Source organism: Rhizobium sp. P44RR-XXIV, from assembly GCF_001999485.2.
Lineage (GTDB): Bacteria > Pseudomonadota > Alphaproteobacteria > Rhizobiales > Rhizobiaceae > Rhizobium.
In genome coordinates this window covers 255,332-269,877 of the sequence record NZ_MPVZ02000027.1, presented here as the reverse complement: position 1 = coordinate 269,877, position 14,546 = coordinate 255,332, and the positions used below count along the sequence as shown (strand labels likewise).

The following is a 14,546-nucleotide window of genomic DNA, read 5'->3' as shown; positions in this document are numbered from 1 at the left end:
ACATATTCGCGCCGGCGCGGCAGCATCCTCAGATCAGATCCCGAGTGGCTACAATCCATCAAATTCGCCAGCATTCCTAGTCAAAAGCGCATTCTGGAAAGTCGTCACAGGGGAGGGGCATCGACAAGCCCGCGCAGGCAAATGAACCCACCCCGGAGCGACGGACGCCTTGCGGTTTCCCTTTTATCGACGATCGTGAGAGCCTATTCCGCGACAACATCTGTGGCGCACATCCGCGTGCTTCGACCTCGCGGATCGATCTGATACGCCGCTGGCTCCTGCCAGAATTGGGCGTACATCCGACCCAAAATTTCGCACGCTTAATACGTTGTTTTTCTTAACAATTTTTCCTAAAATGTAGCTAAACTGCTATTGGCTTCCTTCAGCCATACAGACTTTTTCCATGATTGGGAGGGGATAAATTCGCGGGTCGGAACCATCGCATTTTGCCAATCGGCAGAGGCACGTCGCACCATCTGAGACGGCGGATTGCCGCAATATCGCGTGTTCTACCCATTACTCTCAGAAGAGACGTTGTCCGTCAACGTTCTATCGTCATTGAAGCAGCTCGATACCTGGTAGAAAGGGTATTTGACCGCCTTTGCCATCAGATATCAGAGGCACATGCTCAAGGTAGGTTCGGTCCAGCGCCGTAGGAAATAGAAGCTACCACTATTTCTTCCCCTGCGCTTCGCTGTCATCTGCCAAACCAGTGTCGGAGCCTAGCCGATGCAATCGGCTACTCCCGCCGTAAAGCGGATCGCGCCAGCATAATGCCGCCCGGCCGAAATGTTTCCGGGAAGGCCGCATCGTACGATCTACGATACGGCCGAATGTCATCTCCAACCAGTTCTCTCAGCTTGAGCGCCGTACAATTGAGAACTTGCGGATGCGGCACGCCGAGTGTCGTCTCATCTGACGCGATCTCAAGCCTATGACATCAGCCTTGCGCTCGCCGAGAAATCTCGGCCCAGGCTTCCCAGGTCGCAAGCCGGTCCGCATATTGCTTTTGCGCAATGCCAAGCGGCGCCTCGCCAAGAAAGAGCCGCAACGGCGGCTTTTCAGCATCAACGACGCTCAAGATCGCCTCGTCTGTCGCTGCGGGATTACCCAGTTTGCGCGACGCAGATGCGGCTTTCAGCCGATCGCGAAGCGCATCATACTCAACCATCGGAGTCAGATGGGTGGAAGAGTTTCCACGCCAATCGGTATCGTAGCCACCGGGTTCAATGAGAGTAACCTTTATCCCGAACTCAGCGACTTCCGCCGCCAGGGTTTCACCTAGACCTTCCACCGCCCACTTCGTGGCGTTGTACACGCCAGCTGTCGGGAAGGTGATTATGCCGGCGAGACTTGAGGTTATGAGTATATGCCCACCACCCTGGACGCGCAGGTAAGGCAATACCGCTTGCACCACCCATAAGGTCCCGAAGAAGTTCGTGTCGAACTGTTCGCGGGCGTTAGCCTGGTCCGTTTCCTCGATGGTTCCGAAGATGGCGTAACCCGCATTGCTGACGATCACATCAAGACGCCCAAACGTGACAGCTGCCAAGCGCACGGCCTTTCCGACATCCTCCTCGCTGCGCACATCAAGCTCGATCGGCAAGAGCGCGGAACCGTATTTTTCAACCAGGTCTGAAAGCGTCGCCACGTTTCTGACGCAAGCGGTCACCTTATCGCCGCGGGCAAGCGCGGCTTCTGCCCATACGCGCCCCAAGCCCCGCGAGGCGCCCGTGATAAACCAGATCTTTTCACCCATGATCAACTATTCCTCGGAATGATGCGGCGACGTCAAACGAACGCCTTCCTGCTCAACTCGGCAGTCCATATGACGACGGAGTTCTATCTCCGTCGCCTCGCCGAAATTAGCGAAGGTCTCTGCCCAGGCGGTAATCGGCCTGAGCCAGATAATGCAGCGATCCCGCCAAGATCACCCGCGCGTTGGCACCGAAAGCAGGGAATTCAAGGCGCAGATGGCGGGCGCAAGAGAGACCAAAGGTCCCCATGAAGACTTTGGATAATCGGTTGGCTGCGTCAGGAGCATGAAAGATCTTCCGCAGCACAGCGGCGGCGCGTCACACTTTGCCGCTGCGGGCGAATATTTTTCGTTAGTATCCGGTGATTGCCTCACCCATGTCATCGTCCGCGCGGAGGAGTGATTGCGAAAGCAACAGCGCATCCAGCGTGGCCATATTCGTATCCCGGCCACCGAACGGCGGCGTGACATGCGCCGCATCCCCAATCAGAGAAACATCTGGCCTAGGACGCCATAATTGATCAACGGTGGTCCGGATGAATGGCCTGATCGAAAACGGGGCAGCAGCCTCAACCGCCTCGATGAATGCAGGATACCAATTCGGCCAAATTTCCCTCGCATATGCACCCGCCGCGTCCACGGTCGACAAGTCGAGACCATCGAGACTATATTGGGCCTGGGTATTCCTTGCGAAATATAGAATGAGACGACACCACTGCTTCTCGCTTGCACAGAGAGGCCAATCGGGTGCCCAAGCGTGAAGAAAGTTGTGACCCTGACCTGGCACAAAATGGCCGGGCAGTCCTTGCGAGGTTCGGGAATATCTCCCTGTAACAGCGTTACGCCAGAATATTCTAGCGCCTGATCCGTTACAAAGGCGCGCACCTGCGAGCGGGTGCCATCTGCGCCAACCAACCGATCGACATCAATCGCGACCCCATCCGAGAAATGGACACGCTTCATGATCTGCGCATCCAGCGCGCCAACAAGAAGTTACCCCCATTGGATAGTCCAAGGCCTCAACGAAGAAAGCGGTATTTCTCGCAGCTGCGCACGATCTGTTTCGTGTCGCCGGGAGACAAAGCGGAGCAAGGACATCCGGAAGGTAATTCTGCGGTCTCATCCGAAATCGTATGGCCATCTGCTTCAGGCTTCGTGAATTGCGCAAAGGCAACCTCCAATCCCGCCGCCTTAATTGCCTTGCGTCCGGAGTCCGCTTCCATATCAAGACTGCCGCCTCGAATGCATCCCACTCGAGGAGCAATACATCCACACCTCCCATCTGAAGAAAGCGCTCCAGCATGAGGCGGTCAGGTCCGGCGCCCACTATTCCGACCGCGCGCCTTCATGATTGTGGCTTGGTTTTCCGCCGAATGACCGCTTTGAAGTCAACGATCGCGGCGCCGGGAGAAGACGCGGCACCTGCCGATTGCCGCATCTCCGGCACTTCGCGATCCTGTTCGCCTTCGGCAATCTCAGTGAAATAGCGGGCCGGTGTCGTACCCAGCATCCGCCTGAACATCGCGATGAAGGCGCTTGTACTTTCATAGCCAAGATCGAAGGCAACATTCGTGACGGATTGTCCGGAGGCGAGACGCTGCAGCGCAAGCCCGATGTGCAATTGCTGCCGCCAGCGCCCAAAGGACATGCCCGTCTCGCGTTGAAACAACCGCGTGAGCGTACGATTGCTCGCACCGACCCGCGCGCCCCATTCCTCGATCGTAAAGCGCAATGCCGGATCATCCACCAACGTCTCGGCAAGCCGCCGCAAGCGTCGATCCGTCGGCATGGGCAAACGCAACGGTTCGAGTGGCGCTGCCTGCAATTCGTCGAGCAATACGGAAACAAGCCGCGCCTCGCGTGTATCACCTTCCGGATAAAGGGCAGGGGTGGCAATGAAGCGCAGCAAGAGCTCGCGGAGGAGGGGCTGCACGAACAGGATCCCGCAACCATCGCTGAGAGATCCGGCAAGCGCCGGGTCTATATAGAGACTGCCGACCGTGACGCGGCTGGTCGAACGGGCAACATGAGGGATCCCGCTCGGAATCCAGATGGCGCAATGCGGCGGTACGGTCCAGACACCGTTTGAGGCTTCGACAGTGATGGCACCACTGATGACATAAAGTAACTGCGCCTTCTTGTGCTGATGAGTATCGGTTTCGTGAATGGAAGCGAGCTCGATAGTCAATCCGACAACCGAGCGCGGAACCTTATCCGGATCTTCCAAACCAGGCGGCTTCGCAAGTGTCATACTCAGGTCTCCCACCCACCTATACCGTCATCGCGGCCAAGCCCAGATCTCAACGGATCTTCCACCAACAATGCTGATCCCGGTGCGAATATCGATGTTAACAGCGACGGGCCGGCAGCTCAATTTCGCCGAAAGCTAGCGGAAGTGATAAGGCACATAGGTATCATTGTTCCTGCATCACACATGACGCTCGCCCGCCAAAGAATAACGAGAGTCGGCCATTTCTCATGCAAACTCTCCTGCTCTGAGCTTAGTGCAAGGATCCGTCCGATACCTGGGATTCCCTTTGCCTTGAACCGTCAGGACGCCTTTCCGACACCCGAAACGCTGTGCCCATTTGCTCGGAGCAACGCCATCAGGGCAGGGCCAAGCGAAAATTCGCCTCGTCCCGCCTTGATCGTGAGATCACGCAGATAGGCGCCGGCGGAATTGATATGCCCTGATCGCTCAAGGATGCAGGCCATTGTGGCTGCCGCGTTTTCAGGCCCCATCACTTCGCAGGCCTCCTGGTACGCCGAAGGGCTGACTCCGAGCATCGATCGCACCACAACTGCGGCCGACATCAGGTCTCGCCAGTTGTTCACGGCGCCCCCAGGCCCGTACGACATAACCTCCGGGCAGGCCTTCAGCACCAATCCCAATGGGAATACCCGCATTGTACCCTCACGGGGCTGAATGTTTTGCGCCGGCGTCGCCTCCAGCTCTTTTTCAGAGCTAGGTTCAAATTCATGATTGGATTGGGGTTTTGAATTCTGTATGTGACGCTCATTATGGGCATCATTGGTGCTAGTATTTCCTGTTTTTTGCTGCATTTCGAGCAAGTTGACGATTTCTTCCTGCAGCAGCCTCATCTCTTCGAGGAGCGAATTCACTATCTCGATCGTGGGCGAGCGGGGAATACGGCGGACAAGGCCGACATAGATCTCTTCGATACGTGCCCAATCGCCTGGAGCGCCCTCCTCGATCGCCGCCGTAATCAGCTTGCGGACGTCTCGACGGCAAATCGTTAAGCTTTCCTTGGCTCGGCGAAAGGCGATACGATCTGCCGCCACCTGCTGAGCCATGCCCGCGAGTTCTTCGGCGCGCAACAGAAGCGGCGAAATATCGAACCCAAATGCGCTTTCGATCTCGCCTTCCCTGTCTTTTCGTGTGTAGCGCTTGCCATTTGCGCTATCTTTTCGAACGATCAGGCCGGCTTCGACGAGCAGAGCGAGATGTCTGCGCAGCGTGGCTCCCGCAATGCCGTGGGCCCGCAAGCTCAACTGCACATTGGAGGGAAAGACGATAAGCTGTGCATCCTGGCGCAGCTCATTGTCGGGATAAAAACTCAATAGGGCGTCGAGAACGGCCAGGCTGCGATCCTGCAGTCCGAGCAATTCCCTCGCCTCGGAAGCGTCCCTGAAGACCTTCCATTTGTCGGCCGCTTTGCCGGGCTCGATTTCGGCAGTAGCAATCTGCCGGCGAACCAAGGCAAGCGTCACCGGCCGCCGCCCGAACGGCGTCGTTACACTTCCACTCTGCATTTCCCTCACCCCAAAAAAGGCAAAAGAAACCCGCTCACCAAAAACGGTGCCAAAGACTCTTGACTGTGATTCGTGGAAATGCGATTCTTCAGTTGCTACATTGAAGAGAAGGCTTCCACGACGGCAACGTTTAGGGGGCCTTTTTTCTTTTGCCAGGCTTCCTTTCGTTTGACATCAGTTGAAACCCTGAGAAGACGATCAGGGTTTGCTGCTATCTCGTTGACGGGAGAAGCGCTCAGCCAGGCCGGACAGCTCCCCTTCAACAAATCTTATAAACTCGACGCCCAGCGCTCCCTCGGCGGAAATCCGTACCTCTTTCGGCAAGGTCGTATAGGTACCAAGCTTGGTGCCCGACGCGTCGGCGATTGTAGTCGGCGCGGTATCGCCGGGATCCGAACTCGGTTTGACCGCGCGCAGTGCGTGCTGGAATCTGTCGTTTGACGATCCCGGCTCGGCATTGGCACGCGAGAGGGCGCCACGGGCGGCTTCCAATGCACCCGGCACAGTCGAAATCGTCCTTGCCAAATCGAGCCAACGCGGCCGGCCGATCTTCGGCGCGCGACCGATCGCCTCGATCACGTCCGCCGGGATCGACCGATAGACTCCCCGCATGCGGGCGAGCTCCGAATGTTCGATCGAGAGCGCCGCATAGATATCGCGCGGCTTGATGCCGGCGTCATCCATGCGCGAGGCGAACAATACGCGCTCAATCCATGTCAGGTCCTGTCGGCTGGCATTTTCGATACCCTGCGCCACGACCAGGTCGAGATCGGAAATCTCGACTTCAATCGCTCGGACCGTATGGCCGAGTTCAAGAGCGGCGCGCCAACGGCGATGACCATAGACGACCTGATATCGGCCGCTTGCCGTCGGATGCCGGCGAACCTGGATCGGGATCTTCTGGCCTTCAGTCTCGATCGAGTGCTTGAATCTCTCGAAATCATTGGGGTCATCATCCGGCAGGCGATCCGGATAGGGAGAAGGGTCGATCGTTTTGGGATCCAGATCATGGATCGAGCCTTCGCCTGATTCGATAATTGCCCTCAAACGATCCCGTTCCGCGCGGATGTCGCCAATGGCTCGGTGAGCCGCGCCGATAACGCCGGCGCCGACGCGTGTCGGCTGGGCAGGGGAGGGCTCAGGCGTGGGCTGAGCGGCCGCAGTGTCGTCGCTTTCCAGCTCGGCCGAGATCAGGCCGAAACTGGCAACAATCGATTTGCGAGGTGACTTGCTCATTCACGCCCCCAACTTGAGTTGATCAGTTGCACGATGGCTTCGTTGACCGCGTCCACGGCCTCGCGCGCGCGCTTGTGCGTATCGCGGCCGATCTGCCCCACATCGAGCTCATAGACGGAACGCTTGGCGAGACCAGCGGCCTCAACAGCCGTGCTCTCTATAGCGGTGGGCAACAGAACGTCCGAGCCAAACAAATGACGCAGCATCGCAACCACCTGCGACTGCGGGCCATCGTTCGGATCGTGGCGTGTGACCAGATACCGGATGAAATCCTGATCGAGCTGGGCACCGCTCTCGTTGAGAACGCTGATCAAATCGCCCATCATCAGAAGAAACTGGCTCATCGATGCGACATCGAGCATCGCCGGATGAACCGTGATGATCATGCTTGTCGCGGCGTAGATGGCGCTGAGCGTCAGAAAGCCAAGCGAAGGCGGCGTGTCCAGAATGACGATGTCATAATCGGCCTCAACCTCGGCAAGCGCAAGTTTGAGCCGCTCGAAAAAGATCGCGCCGGATCCCGACCTGTTGGCCAGTACCCGGGGGGTCTCATGCTCATACTCCATGACCTCAAGGTTGCCCGGGATGAGGTCGACGCCGTCGAAATAGGTCTTGCGGATAATATCGCGAATGGGGCGCCGCTCGGCCTCGTCGTAGCGCAGCGCCGCATAGATGGTCTCGTTGGCGCCGACATCCACCTCCGGCTGCGCGCCGAACATGGCCGACAGCGATGCCTGGGGATCAAGGTCGAGAGCCAGAACCCGGTAACCATGCAAGGCGAGATAATGCGCAAGATGGACCGATGTTGTCGTCTTGGCGCTGCCGCCCTTGAAATTGGCAATTGCCAGCACCTGCAGGTGCTCACCCGGTCGACGCCGGGGCAGGAAGCGAAGAGCCTCCGCGGGCTTCTGCTTTGCAAACAGTTCCCGTAGCTCATTGACCTGAGCAAGTGTATAGACGCGATGATTGTTTTCCAGCCGGCTCGGATTGGGTCCACGACCCTCGCTGGACATCAGTTTCAAGGTCGAATCCGGGATCGATGTCAGCTTGGACACTTCATTCGTCAGGAACTGCCGCAGTATCTTTTCCGACTTCGGCGGGTACATGCGGGTTCTAAGCTGCTGGAGCTGACTCGACAGCAAGCCTGCATGGCGTGCTATCTTGCCACCTGCATCTTCCCTGGACGGAACTGTCGTCTGTGCATGCCCTACTATCGCCATCTAACCCTCTTGGCGGCCCATTCCCGGTTTGCCGACCATTGCCCGCCAAAGGATAGACCATGATTCTGTTAGGCCGTCCAGAGAATAAGGATTAACGGCCGATTAAAGCGGCAGAGCATGGAATCCGGCAAATCGAGCCTAATATACGGGATTTCCTTGCTTTTCTCGTGAAAGCCAAACGGCCGCCGGTTGCACTTACCCACACCTTTGACTGTGCACCAGCGCTGCAACCGACGGGTTGAAGCGCTTTCCGAACATCCCATCGGGAGAATCACATCGCGTATTTCTGCGACCCGAAGGCACACCCTTCAGAGACAGCAGCACGCAACCCGCGATGCCCCAGCACAAGATCGCATTGGATATGACGGTTATTTGGATCGTTCTAATTTCACGTCAATAATCAACTCTCCCATTCAGCTCACAGCTAAAAACGCCTCGACGGAATCAAAATTAATTCAATAAATACAACGATATTCCATCGAAAAGATCAGCAATCCATCGAGTGAAACCAAATATCCTCTCAAAATTCGAGCTTGACATATTTGGAACGTTCCAATTTATTGCATGCAAGCAACGAGGCCAGGGAGGATATCATGACGAAAGGGCGGGTTACCGTCGTCGATATCGCGAAAGCGGCCGGCGTTTCGAAGTCGACAGTTTCGCTCGTCCTTCAAGGGTCATCACTGGTAAACGAAGCAACCCGGGCCAAGGTCAATGTGGTCATGCGGGAGCTGGGCTACGTCTACAATCGTGGCGCGGCCAACCTCAGGCAGTCCGGCTCCAAGTCGAAGATCATCGGCGTTGTCGTCAATGATCTCACAAACAGCTTCTTTGCCGAGCTTGCGGTTGGCGTCGACATGGTCGTGCAGTCGGCGGGCTTTGTCCAGTTTCTGTCAAACACGAGCGAAAGTCTCGATCGGCAGCAGGAAGTTATCGCATCCATGCGCGAGCACGGAATCTCGGGGCTCATCCTGTCACCCGCCCGCGCAACCGAAGCCGCCGACCTGAAGCCGCTGGTGGCTGCCGGCATTCCGGTCGTCGTGGCCGTGCGCAATGTGCAGGGCGCAAAGGTTTCATCCATCGTGTCGGACAATCGCGAGGGCATATTCGCCGGCGTGCAGCATCTCGCATCTATCGGGCACCGCCGCATCGCCTTCCTTGGCGGCTTTGGCGACACCGCGGTTTTCGATGAGCGCCTCGACGGATATCGTGCTGCGATTGCCGCCTGCCATCTGGAACACGATGAAAGCCTTATCATCCCCTCGGCGCCCTCAAGGGCAGGGGGAGCTCAAGCGATCGCCCGAGCCCTGGCAATCGAGGTGAAGCCGACCGCAGCTGTCTGTTTCAACGACGCGGTGGCGTTTGGGGTATGCGATGGACTTCGAGCCAACCGGCTCGAGCCGGGGCGCGACTTTGCCGTGGTCGGTTTCGACGACGTCATCGAGGCAAAAACTGCTGTCCCGGCTTTGACGACGATTTCGGTGGATCCGCAGGGGATGGGTCGCAGGGCCGCGCAGCTGCTTTTGAAGCAGATCAATGCAGGCAAGGTAGAGGCCGAGGCGATTGTTTCGTCCGTCCGCCTCGTCGTGCGTGAGAGCTGTGGGGCCGGCAGCGGCGACGCGATCGGGAGGAGACAGGCATGACGGTAGGTTGGGGGTTGATCGGCGCCAGCACCATCGCGCGCGAATGGGTCATCGATGCCATTCGGGCCACCGGTGGAGAAGTGGTCTCGGTGATGAGTTCGAATGCCGAACGGGCACAAGCCTATGCAGCGGCAAACGGCATTGCCAACTACACGACAGACATCGCCGCGCTTCTGGCCGATCCGAAAATCGATGCCGTCTATATATCAACGACCAACGAACTGCATCGCGATCAGGCCGTTGCCGCCGCGCTTGCCGGCAAACATATTCTCTGCGAGAAGCCGCTGGCACTGTCGCTTGAAGACGCTCACGCGATGGCCAGGGCCGCGTCCTCGGCCGGTATTGTCTTGGCAACCAACCATCATCTCCGCAATGCCGCAACGCATACCGCCATGCGTGATGCCATCGCTTCCGGAAAGATAGGCCGCCCGCTTGCTGCGCGCGTCTTTCATGCCGGCTATCTGCCGGTCCATTTGCAGGGCTGGCGCCTCGACAAGCCGGCAGCCGGCGGCGGGGCAATCCTCGACCTGACAGTGCATGACGTCGATACGCTCCGTTACGTCCTTGGCCGCAATCCGGTCGAGGTCGTCGCCTTCTCGCAATCGGCAGGAATGGGCAGCGAGGGGATTGAAGACGGTGTCATGGGCACCATCCGCTTCGAGGGCGGTATCATCGCCCAGTTCCATGATGGCTTCACCACGAAATTCGCGGAAACCGGCCTCGAAGTACACGGGACGGACGGTTCGTTCGTCGGTCGCAATGTCATGACACAGCGCCCGGTTGGAACCGTCGTGCTGCGCGATGCCGACGGCGAACGGGAACTGCTGCTTGAGGCAGGCAACCTCTACGAGGGCGGCCTGCGCGCCTTCCACGCCGCTCTGAAGGGTGGAGCGCCGGCGGCCTCTGCCGAAGACGGAATCTGGTCGCTCGCGACAGCCCTGGCCGTCGCAAAAGCGGCAGAGACCGGCTCGGCCGTCAAAGTTGAAACAGGACTTTAGTTGAACATGAGCAAGCACATCACCCCGGCGGAAGCCGCAGCTCTCATCCCGGATGGCGCCGTCGTTTCGGTGTCGTCGTCAAGCGGTCTCGGCTGCCCCGATCTGATGCTGAAGGCAATCGGCGAGCGTTTCGAGGCGACCGGCCATCCGCGCGAGATCACGACGCTTCATCCGATTGCGGCCGGAGACATGAGCGGCATCAGGGGTGTCGACCATATTGCCAAAAAAGGCCTGCTGAAGCGCATCATCGGCGGCTCATATCCGTCCGGTCCGTCCAGCGCCGAGCCGCCGCTCATATGGCAGATGATCACCAACAACGAGATCCCGGCCTATAATATTCCCTCGGGCATCATGTTCGACATTCATCGCGAGGCAGCAGCAAAACGGCCGGGCGTTCTGACGAAAGTCGGCATCGATACCTTCGTCGATCCCGAACGACAGGGATGCGCCATGAACGATCTCGGCGCCAAGGAGCCCGTCGTCAAACGCGTCTCCTTTGAAGGCGATGACTGGCTCTTCTTCCCCTCCATCATCCCGAATGTGACGATCGTACGCGCGACGACGGCGGACGAGCGCGGCAACCTCACCTATGAACATGAAGGCGCCTATCTCGGCGGCCTCGATCAGGCGCTCGCCGCGCGCAACAATGGCGGCATCGTCATTGCGCAGGTCAAGCGGATCACCAAGGAAGGCTCGCTGAAGCCACACGATGTCCGCGTGCCGGGCATGCTTGTGGACTATGTGATCGTTGACCCCGATCAGAAGCAGACGACGCAGACGCTCTACGATCCCGCCATTTCGGGAGAAATCTTCCGACCGCTCGATAGCTTCCGGGTTCCGGAATTCAACATACAGAAAGTCATCGCGCGCCGCGTGGCGCAGGAACTGCAGGGTGGCAGCTGCGTCAATCTCGGCTTCGGTATTTCCGCGAACGTGCCGCGCATCCTTCTGGAAGAGGGGCTTCACGGGGCAGTCACCTGGGTGATCGAGCAGGGAGCGGTCGGCGGCGTCCCGCTGCTCGACTTCGCCTTCGGCTGCGCCTCGAATGCCGATGCCTATATGCCATCGCCCTATCAGTTCACCTATTTTCAGGGAGCCGGCTTTGACGCATCGCTGCTCTCCTTCCTCGAGATCGGCAGGGATGGATCAGTGAACGTCTCGAAGCTCTCCTTCCGACCACATGTCACTGCCGGTGCCGGCGGCTTCGTCGACATCACGGCGCGAGCCAGAAAGATCGTCTTCTCCGGCATGTTCAATGCCGGCGCAAAACTCTCGATCGCCGATGGCAGGCTGGTGATCGAGAAGGAAGGCAAGCTGAAGAAACTCGTCAACGACGTCGAGCACGTCACCTTCTCGGGCAAACGCGCGATCGAACAGGGACAGGACATCACCTACGTCACCGAACGATGCGTGATGAAGCTGACGCCGCAAGGCATCGTTCTCACAGAGATTGCGCCAGGCGTCGACCTGCAGACCGATATTCTCGACCAGTCCGAATTCCCGCTCATCGTTGCAGACGATCTCAAGATCATGGATGCGGGGCTCTTCGGCGAGGCCAAGATCAACCTGTCCCTGCCGCAGAAAAGCGCTCGCACGCTGGAGGGTACGTTCCATGGCTAGCGGCACGGTAAAGATCGACATCGAAGGGCACGTCGCCATCATGACGGTCTGCCGCCCTGAGAAGCTTAATGCGCTTGATCTGGATATGCTCAAGGCGCTCGCGGACGCGGCCGACGAGGTCGAGGCGACCGCACAGGTGCGCGTGGCGATCCTCACCGGCGAAGGCAAGGGCTTTTCGGCAGGCGGCGATATCAAGGCCTGGGGCGGCATGCGACCGGAAGAATTCGGTCACGCCTGGGTAAGGCATGGGCACCGCATCTTCGAACGGCTTGCCACGCTCCGCGTTCCCATGATTGCCGCCTTGAATGGCCATGCGCTCGGCGGGGGCCTGGAGCTTGCCGGTGTCGCCGATATCCGCATCGCCGAAGAGCAGATCAAGATCGGGCTTCCGGAGACTGGTCTCGGCATGGTGCCGGGCTGGTCGGGGACGCAGCGCCTGGTCAAGCGCTTCGGCGCCCAAGTGGTGCGACGCATGGCGCTTGGTGGCGAGATTTTCACGGCCGAGGAGGCAAGATCGCTCGGCATTGTCGATGCGGTGACGACAACCGGCAACGCGGTGGCCGCGGCCAAGGATTATGCGGCCCGCATCGCGTCGCGGGGTCCGGCCGCTCTCGAAGTCGTCAAGCTGATGATCACCTCCGCAAGCGGCGAGGACAACGGCACCGCCGTCGAGGCGCTTGGTTCGATCCTCGTCGCGAAGACCGGCGATCTCAAAGAGGGTGTCGCTTCATTCAGCGAAAAGCGCCCGGCACAGTTCACAGGAGAATGGTAATGACGGTTCTGATCGCGCCCAAGGCTCTCGGCGACCACAAGGTTCGTGACTTCAACATGCTGATCGACGGCAAGTGGGAGGCAGGTGCATCCAATCCGATCGAGCGCATTGCTCCCAGCCACGGCGTGGTTGTCAGCCGCTATCCCACAGGGTCGAAGGCGGATGCCGAACGTGCCATTTCGGCCGCCCGCAAGGCATTCGATAACGGCCCCTGGCCAAGGATGACGGCGTCCGAGCGTTCGGCGGTGCTGCTGAAAGCAGCAGACCTGATCGCCGCTCGCTCCGAAGAGCTCGCCTATCTCGACGCCATCGAAGCCGGCAAGCCGATCAGCCAAGTGCGTGGCGAGATCGCCGGCTCCGTCGACATCTGGCGCTATGCTGCCGCTCTTGCCCGTGACCTGCACGGCGAAAGCTACAACACGCTTGGCGATGGCACGCTCGGTGTGGTCCTGCGCGAGGCCATCGGCGTCGTCTCGATCATCACGCCCTGGAATTTTCCATTCCTGATCGTCGGCCAGAAGCTTCCCTTCGCGCTGGCGGCAGGCTGCACGACGGTCGTAAAACCCTCCGAGCTGACGTCAGGCTCGACACTGGTGCTTGGCGAAATCCTGCAGGAAGCAGGCGTTCCCGATGGCGTGGTGAACATCGTCACCGGAACAGGGCCGGAGGTCGGCGCCATCATGACGTCGCATCCGGATGTCGACATGGTGTCGTTTACCGGTTCGACCGGCGTCGGCAAGCTCACGATGACCAATGCAGCGCAGACGCTGAAAAAGGTCTCGCTGGAACTCGGCGGCAAGAACCCGCAGATCGTCTTTCCGGATGCCGATCTCGATGCCTTCATCGATGCCGCCGTCTTCGGCGCCTACTTCAACGCCGGCGAATGCTGCAATGCCGGCTCACGCCTGATCCTGCACAAAAGTATCGCATCGGATGTCGTCAAACGTGTCGCGGAACTGGCAAAGGACGTGAAGGTTGGAGATCCGCTGGACCCGACAACCCAGGTCGGCGCGATCATCACGCCGCAGCACCTCGAAAAGATCGCCGGCTATCTTGCCGGCGCCAGGGATAGCGGCGCAAGGGTCGCCCACGGCGGCGAGACGCTCGATTTCGGAATGGGCCAGTTCATGGCCCCGACGATCCTCGATGCCGTGACCCCGGGGATGGCCGTGGCACGCGAGGAGGTTTTCGGGCCGGTACTCTCTGTGCTGACATTCGAGACCACGGCCGAGGCGATCGAGATTGCGAATTCGATCGACTACGGGCTTTCGGCCGGCGTCTGGAGCCGCGACTTCGATACCTGCCTGACGATCGGCAGGAAGGTCAGGGCCGGAACAGTGTGGATGAACACCTTCATGGACGGCGCCTCCGAGCTTCCGTTTGGCGGCTACAAGCAATCGGGCCTCGGCCGCGAACTCGGCCGCCACGCGGTCGAAGACTATACCGAGACCAAAACGCTCAACATGCATATCGGCGGCAGGACCAATTGGTGGATGCCGCGAAAAGACAGCCTGGCCTAGCCAGCGA

General features: G+C 59.1%; 11 protein-coding genes. 5 read left to right on the top strand and 6 right to left on the bottom strand.

Annotation, left to right across the window (positions count from 1 at the left end):
* Nucleotides 1-940: 940 nt before the first annotated feature.
* From BSK43_RS13605 to repA, 6 genes are all read right to left on the bottom strand, one after another.
* A complete protein-coding gene (locus tag BSK43_RS13605; RefSeq protein WP_077472126.1) occupies nucleotides 941-1,759 on the bottom strand; it encodes an SDR family NAD(P)-dependent oxidoreductase in 819 nt (272 codons plus the stop codon).
* A 349-nt stretch (nucleotides 1,760-2,108) separates the two neighbouring features.
* On the bottom strand, nucleotides 2,109-2,405 hold the full coding sequence (locus BSK43_RS13600) for an FAD-dependent monooxygenase (RefSeq protein ID WP_077472128.1): 297 nt from the start codon (nucleotides 2,403-2,405) through the stop codon (nucleotides 2,109-2,111).
* A gap of 696 nt (nucleotides 2,406-3,101) precedes the next feature.
* Nucleotides 3,102-4,007 (bottom strand): helix-turn-helix transcriptional regulator, encoded by a 906-nt coding sequence (locus BSK43_RS13595; protein WP_077472129.1) that lies wholly within the window; start codon nucleotides 4,005-4,007, stop codon nucleotides 3,102-3,104.
* Between the two features lie 299 nt (nucleotides 4,008-4,306).
* Nucleotides 4,307-5,530 carry a plasmid replication protein RepC gene (gene repC / locus BSK43_RS13590; protein ID WP_077472130.1) on the bottom strand — a complete coding sequence of 408 codons (1,224 nt, stop codon included), beginning with the start codon at nucleotides 5,528-5,530 and terminating at the stop codon, nucleotides 4,307-4,309.
* Nucleotides 5,531-5,728: 198 nt separating this feature from the next.
* Nucleotides 5,729-6,766, bottom strand: coding sequence for a plasmid partitioning protein RepB (repB, locus tag BSK43_RS13585; RefSeq protein ID WP_136686916.1), 1,038 nt, complete (start codon nucleotides 6,764-6,766; stop codon nucleotides 5,729-5,731).
* A complete protein-coding gene (repA, locus tag BSK43_RS13580; RefSeq protein WP_077472131.1) occupies nucleotides 6,763-7,986 on the bottom strand; it encodes a plasmid partitioning protein RepA in 1,224 nt (407 codons plus the stop codon). The genes repB and repA overlap by 4 nt, the downstream gene beginning before the upstream one ends.
* Before the next feature lie 593 nt (nucleotides 7,987-8,579).
* On the opposite strand from repA, the gene BSK43_RS13575 reads away from it, so the two are divergent.
* From BSK43_RS13575 to BSK43_RS13555, 5 genes are read left to right on the top strand one after another with little or no spacing between them, the layout of a single operon-like run.
* Nucleotides 8,580-9,629: a LacI family DNA-binding transcriptional regulator gene (locus BSK43_RS13575; protein WP_077472146.1), complete on the top strand. Its 1,050-nt coding sequence runs from the start codon at nucleotides 8,580-8,582 to the stop codon at nucleotides 9,627-9,629.
* Nucleotides 9,626-10,627 (top strand): Gfo/Idh/MocA family oxidoreductase, encoded by a 1,002-nt coding sequence (locus tag BSK43_RS13570; protein WP_077472132.1) that lies wholly within the window; start codon nucleotides 9,626-9,628, stop codon nucleotides 10,625-10,627. The genes BSK43_RS13575 and BSK43_RS13570 overlap by 4 nt, the downstream gene beginning before the upstream one ends.
* A 6-nt stretch (nucleotides 10,628-10,633) precedes the next feature.
* A complete protein-coding gene (locus BSK43_RS13565; RefSeq protein WP_077472147.1) occupies nucleotides 10,634-12,247 on the top strand; it encodes an acyl CoA:acetate/3-ketoacid CoA transferase in 1,614 nt (537 codons plus the stop codon).
* Nucleotides 12,240-13,019, top strand: coding sequence for an enoyl-CoA hydratase/isomerase family protein (locus tag BSK43_RS13560; protein WP_077472133.1), 780 nt, complete (start codon nucleotides 12,240-12,242; stop codon nucleotides 13,017-13,019). The genes BSK43_RS13565 and BSK43_RS13560 overlap by 8 nt, the downstream gene beginning before the upstream one ends.
* Nucleotides 13,019-14,539 carry an aldehyde dehydrogenase family protein gene (locus BSK43_RS13555; RefSeq protein WP_077472134.1) on the top strand — a complete coding sequence of 507 codons (1,521 nt, stop codon included), beginning with the start codon at nucleotides 13,019-13,021 and terminating at the stop codon, nucleotides 14,537-14,539. Before BSK43_RS13560 ends, BSK43_RS13555 begins: the two co-directional genes overlap by 1 nt.
* The last annotated feature ends 7 nt before the right edge of the window (nucleotides 14,540-14,546 follow it).

Excerpts from the sequence above, each read along its gene's own strand:
- BSK43_RS13605 (WP_077472126.1), bottom strand. The coding sequence starts at position 1,759 with ATGGGTGAAAAGATCTGGTTTATCACGGGCGCCTCGCGGGGCTTGGGG.
- BSK43_RS13595 (WP_077472129.1), bottom strand. The coding sequence starts at position 4,007 with ATGACACTTGCGAAGCCGCCTGGTTTGGAAGATCCGGATAAGGTTCCG.
- repC (WP_077472130.1), bottom strand. The coding sequence starts at position 5,530 with ATGCAGAGTGGAAGTGTAACGACGCCGTTCGGGCGGCGGCCGGTGACG.
- repB (WP_136686916.1), bottom strand. The coding sequence starts at position 6,766 with ATGAGCAAGTCACCTCGCAAATCGATTGTTGCCAGTTTCGGCCTGATC.
- repA (WP_077472131.1), bottom strand. The coding sequence starts at position 7,986 with ATGGCGATAGTAGGGCATGCACAGACGACAGTTCCGTCCAGGGAAGAT.
- BSK43_RS13575 (WP_077472146.1), top strand. The coding sequence starts at position 8,580 with ATGACGAAAGGGCGGGTTACCGTCGTCGATATCGCGAAAGCGGCCGGC.
- BSK43_RS13570 (WP_077472132.1), top strand. The coding sequence starts at position 9,626 with ATGACGGTAGGTTGGGGGTTGATCGGCGCCAGCACCATCGCGCGCGAA.
- BSK43_RS13565 (WP_077472147.1), top strand. The coding sequence starts at position 10,634 with ATGAGCAAGCACATCACCCCGGCGGAAGCCGCAGCTCTCATCCCGGAT.
- BSK43_RS13560 (WP_077472133.1), top strand. The coding sequence starts at position 12,240 with ATGGCTAGCGGCACGGTAAAGATCGACATCGAAGGGCACGTCGCCATC.
- BSK43_RS13555 (WP_077472134.1), top strand. The coding sequence starts at position 13,019 with ATGACGGTTCTGATCGCGCCCAAGGCTCTCGGCGACCACAAGGTTCGT.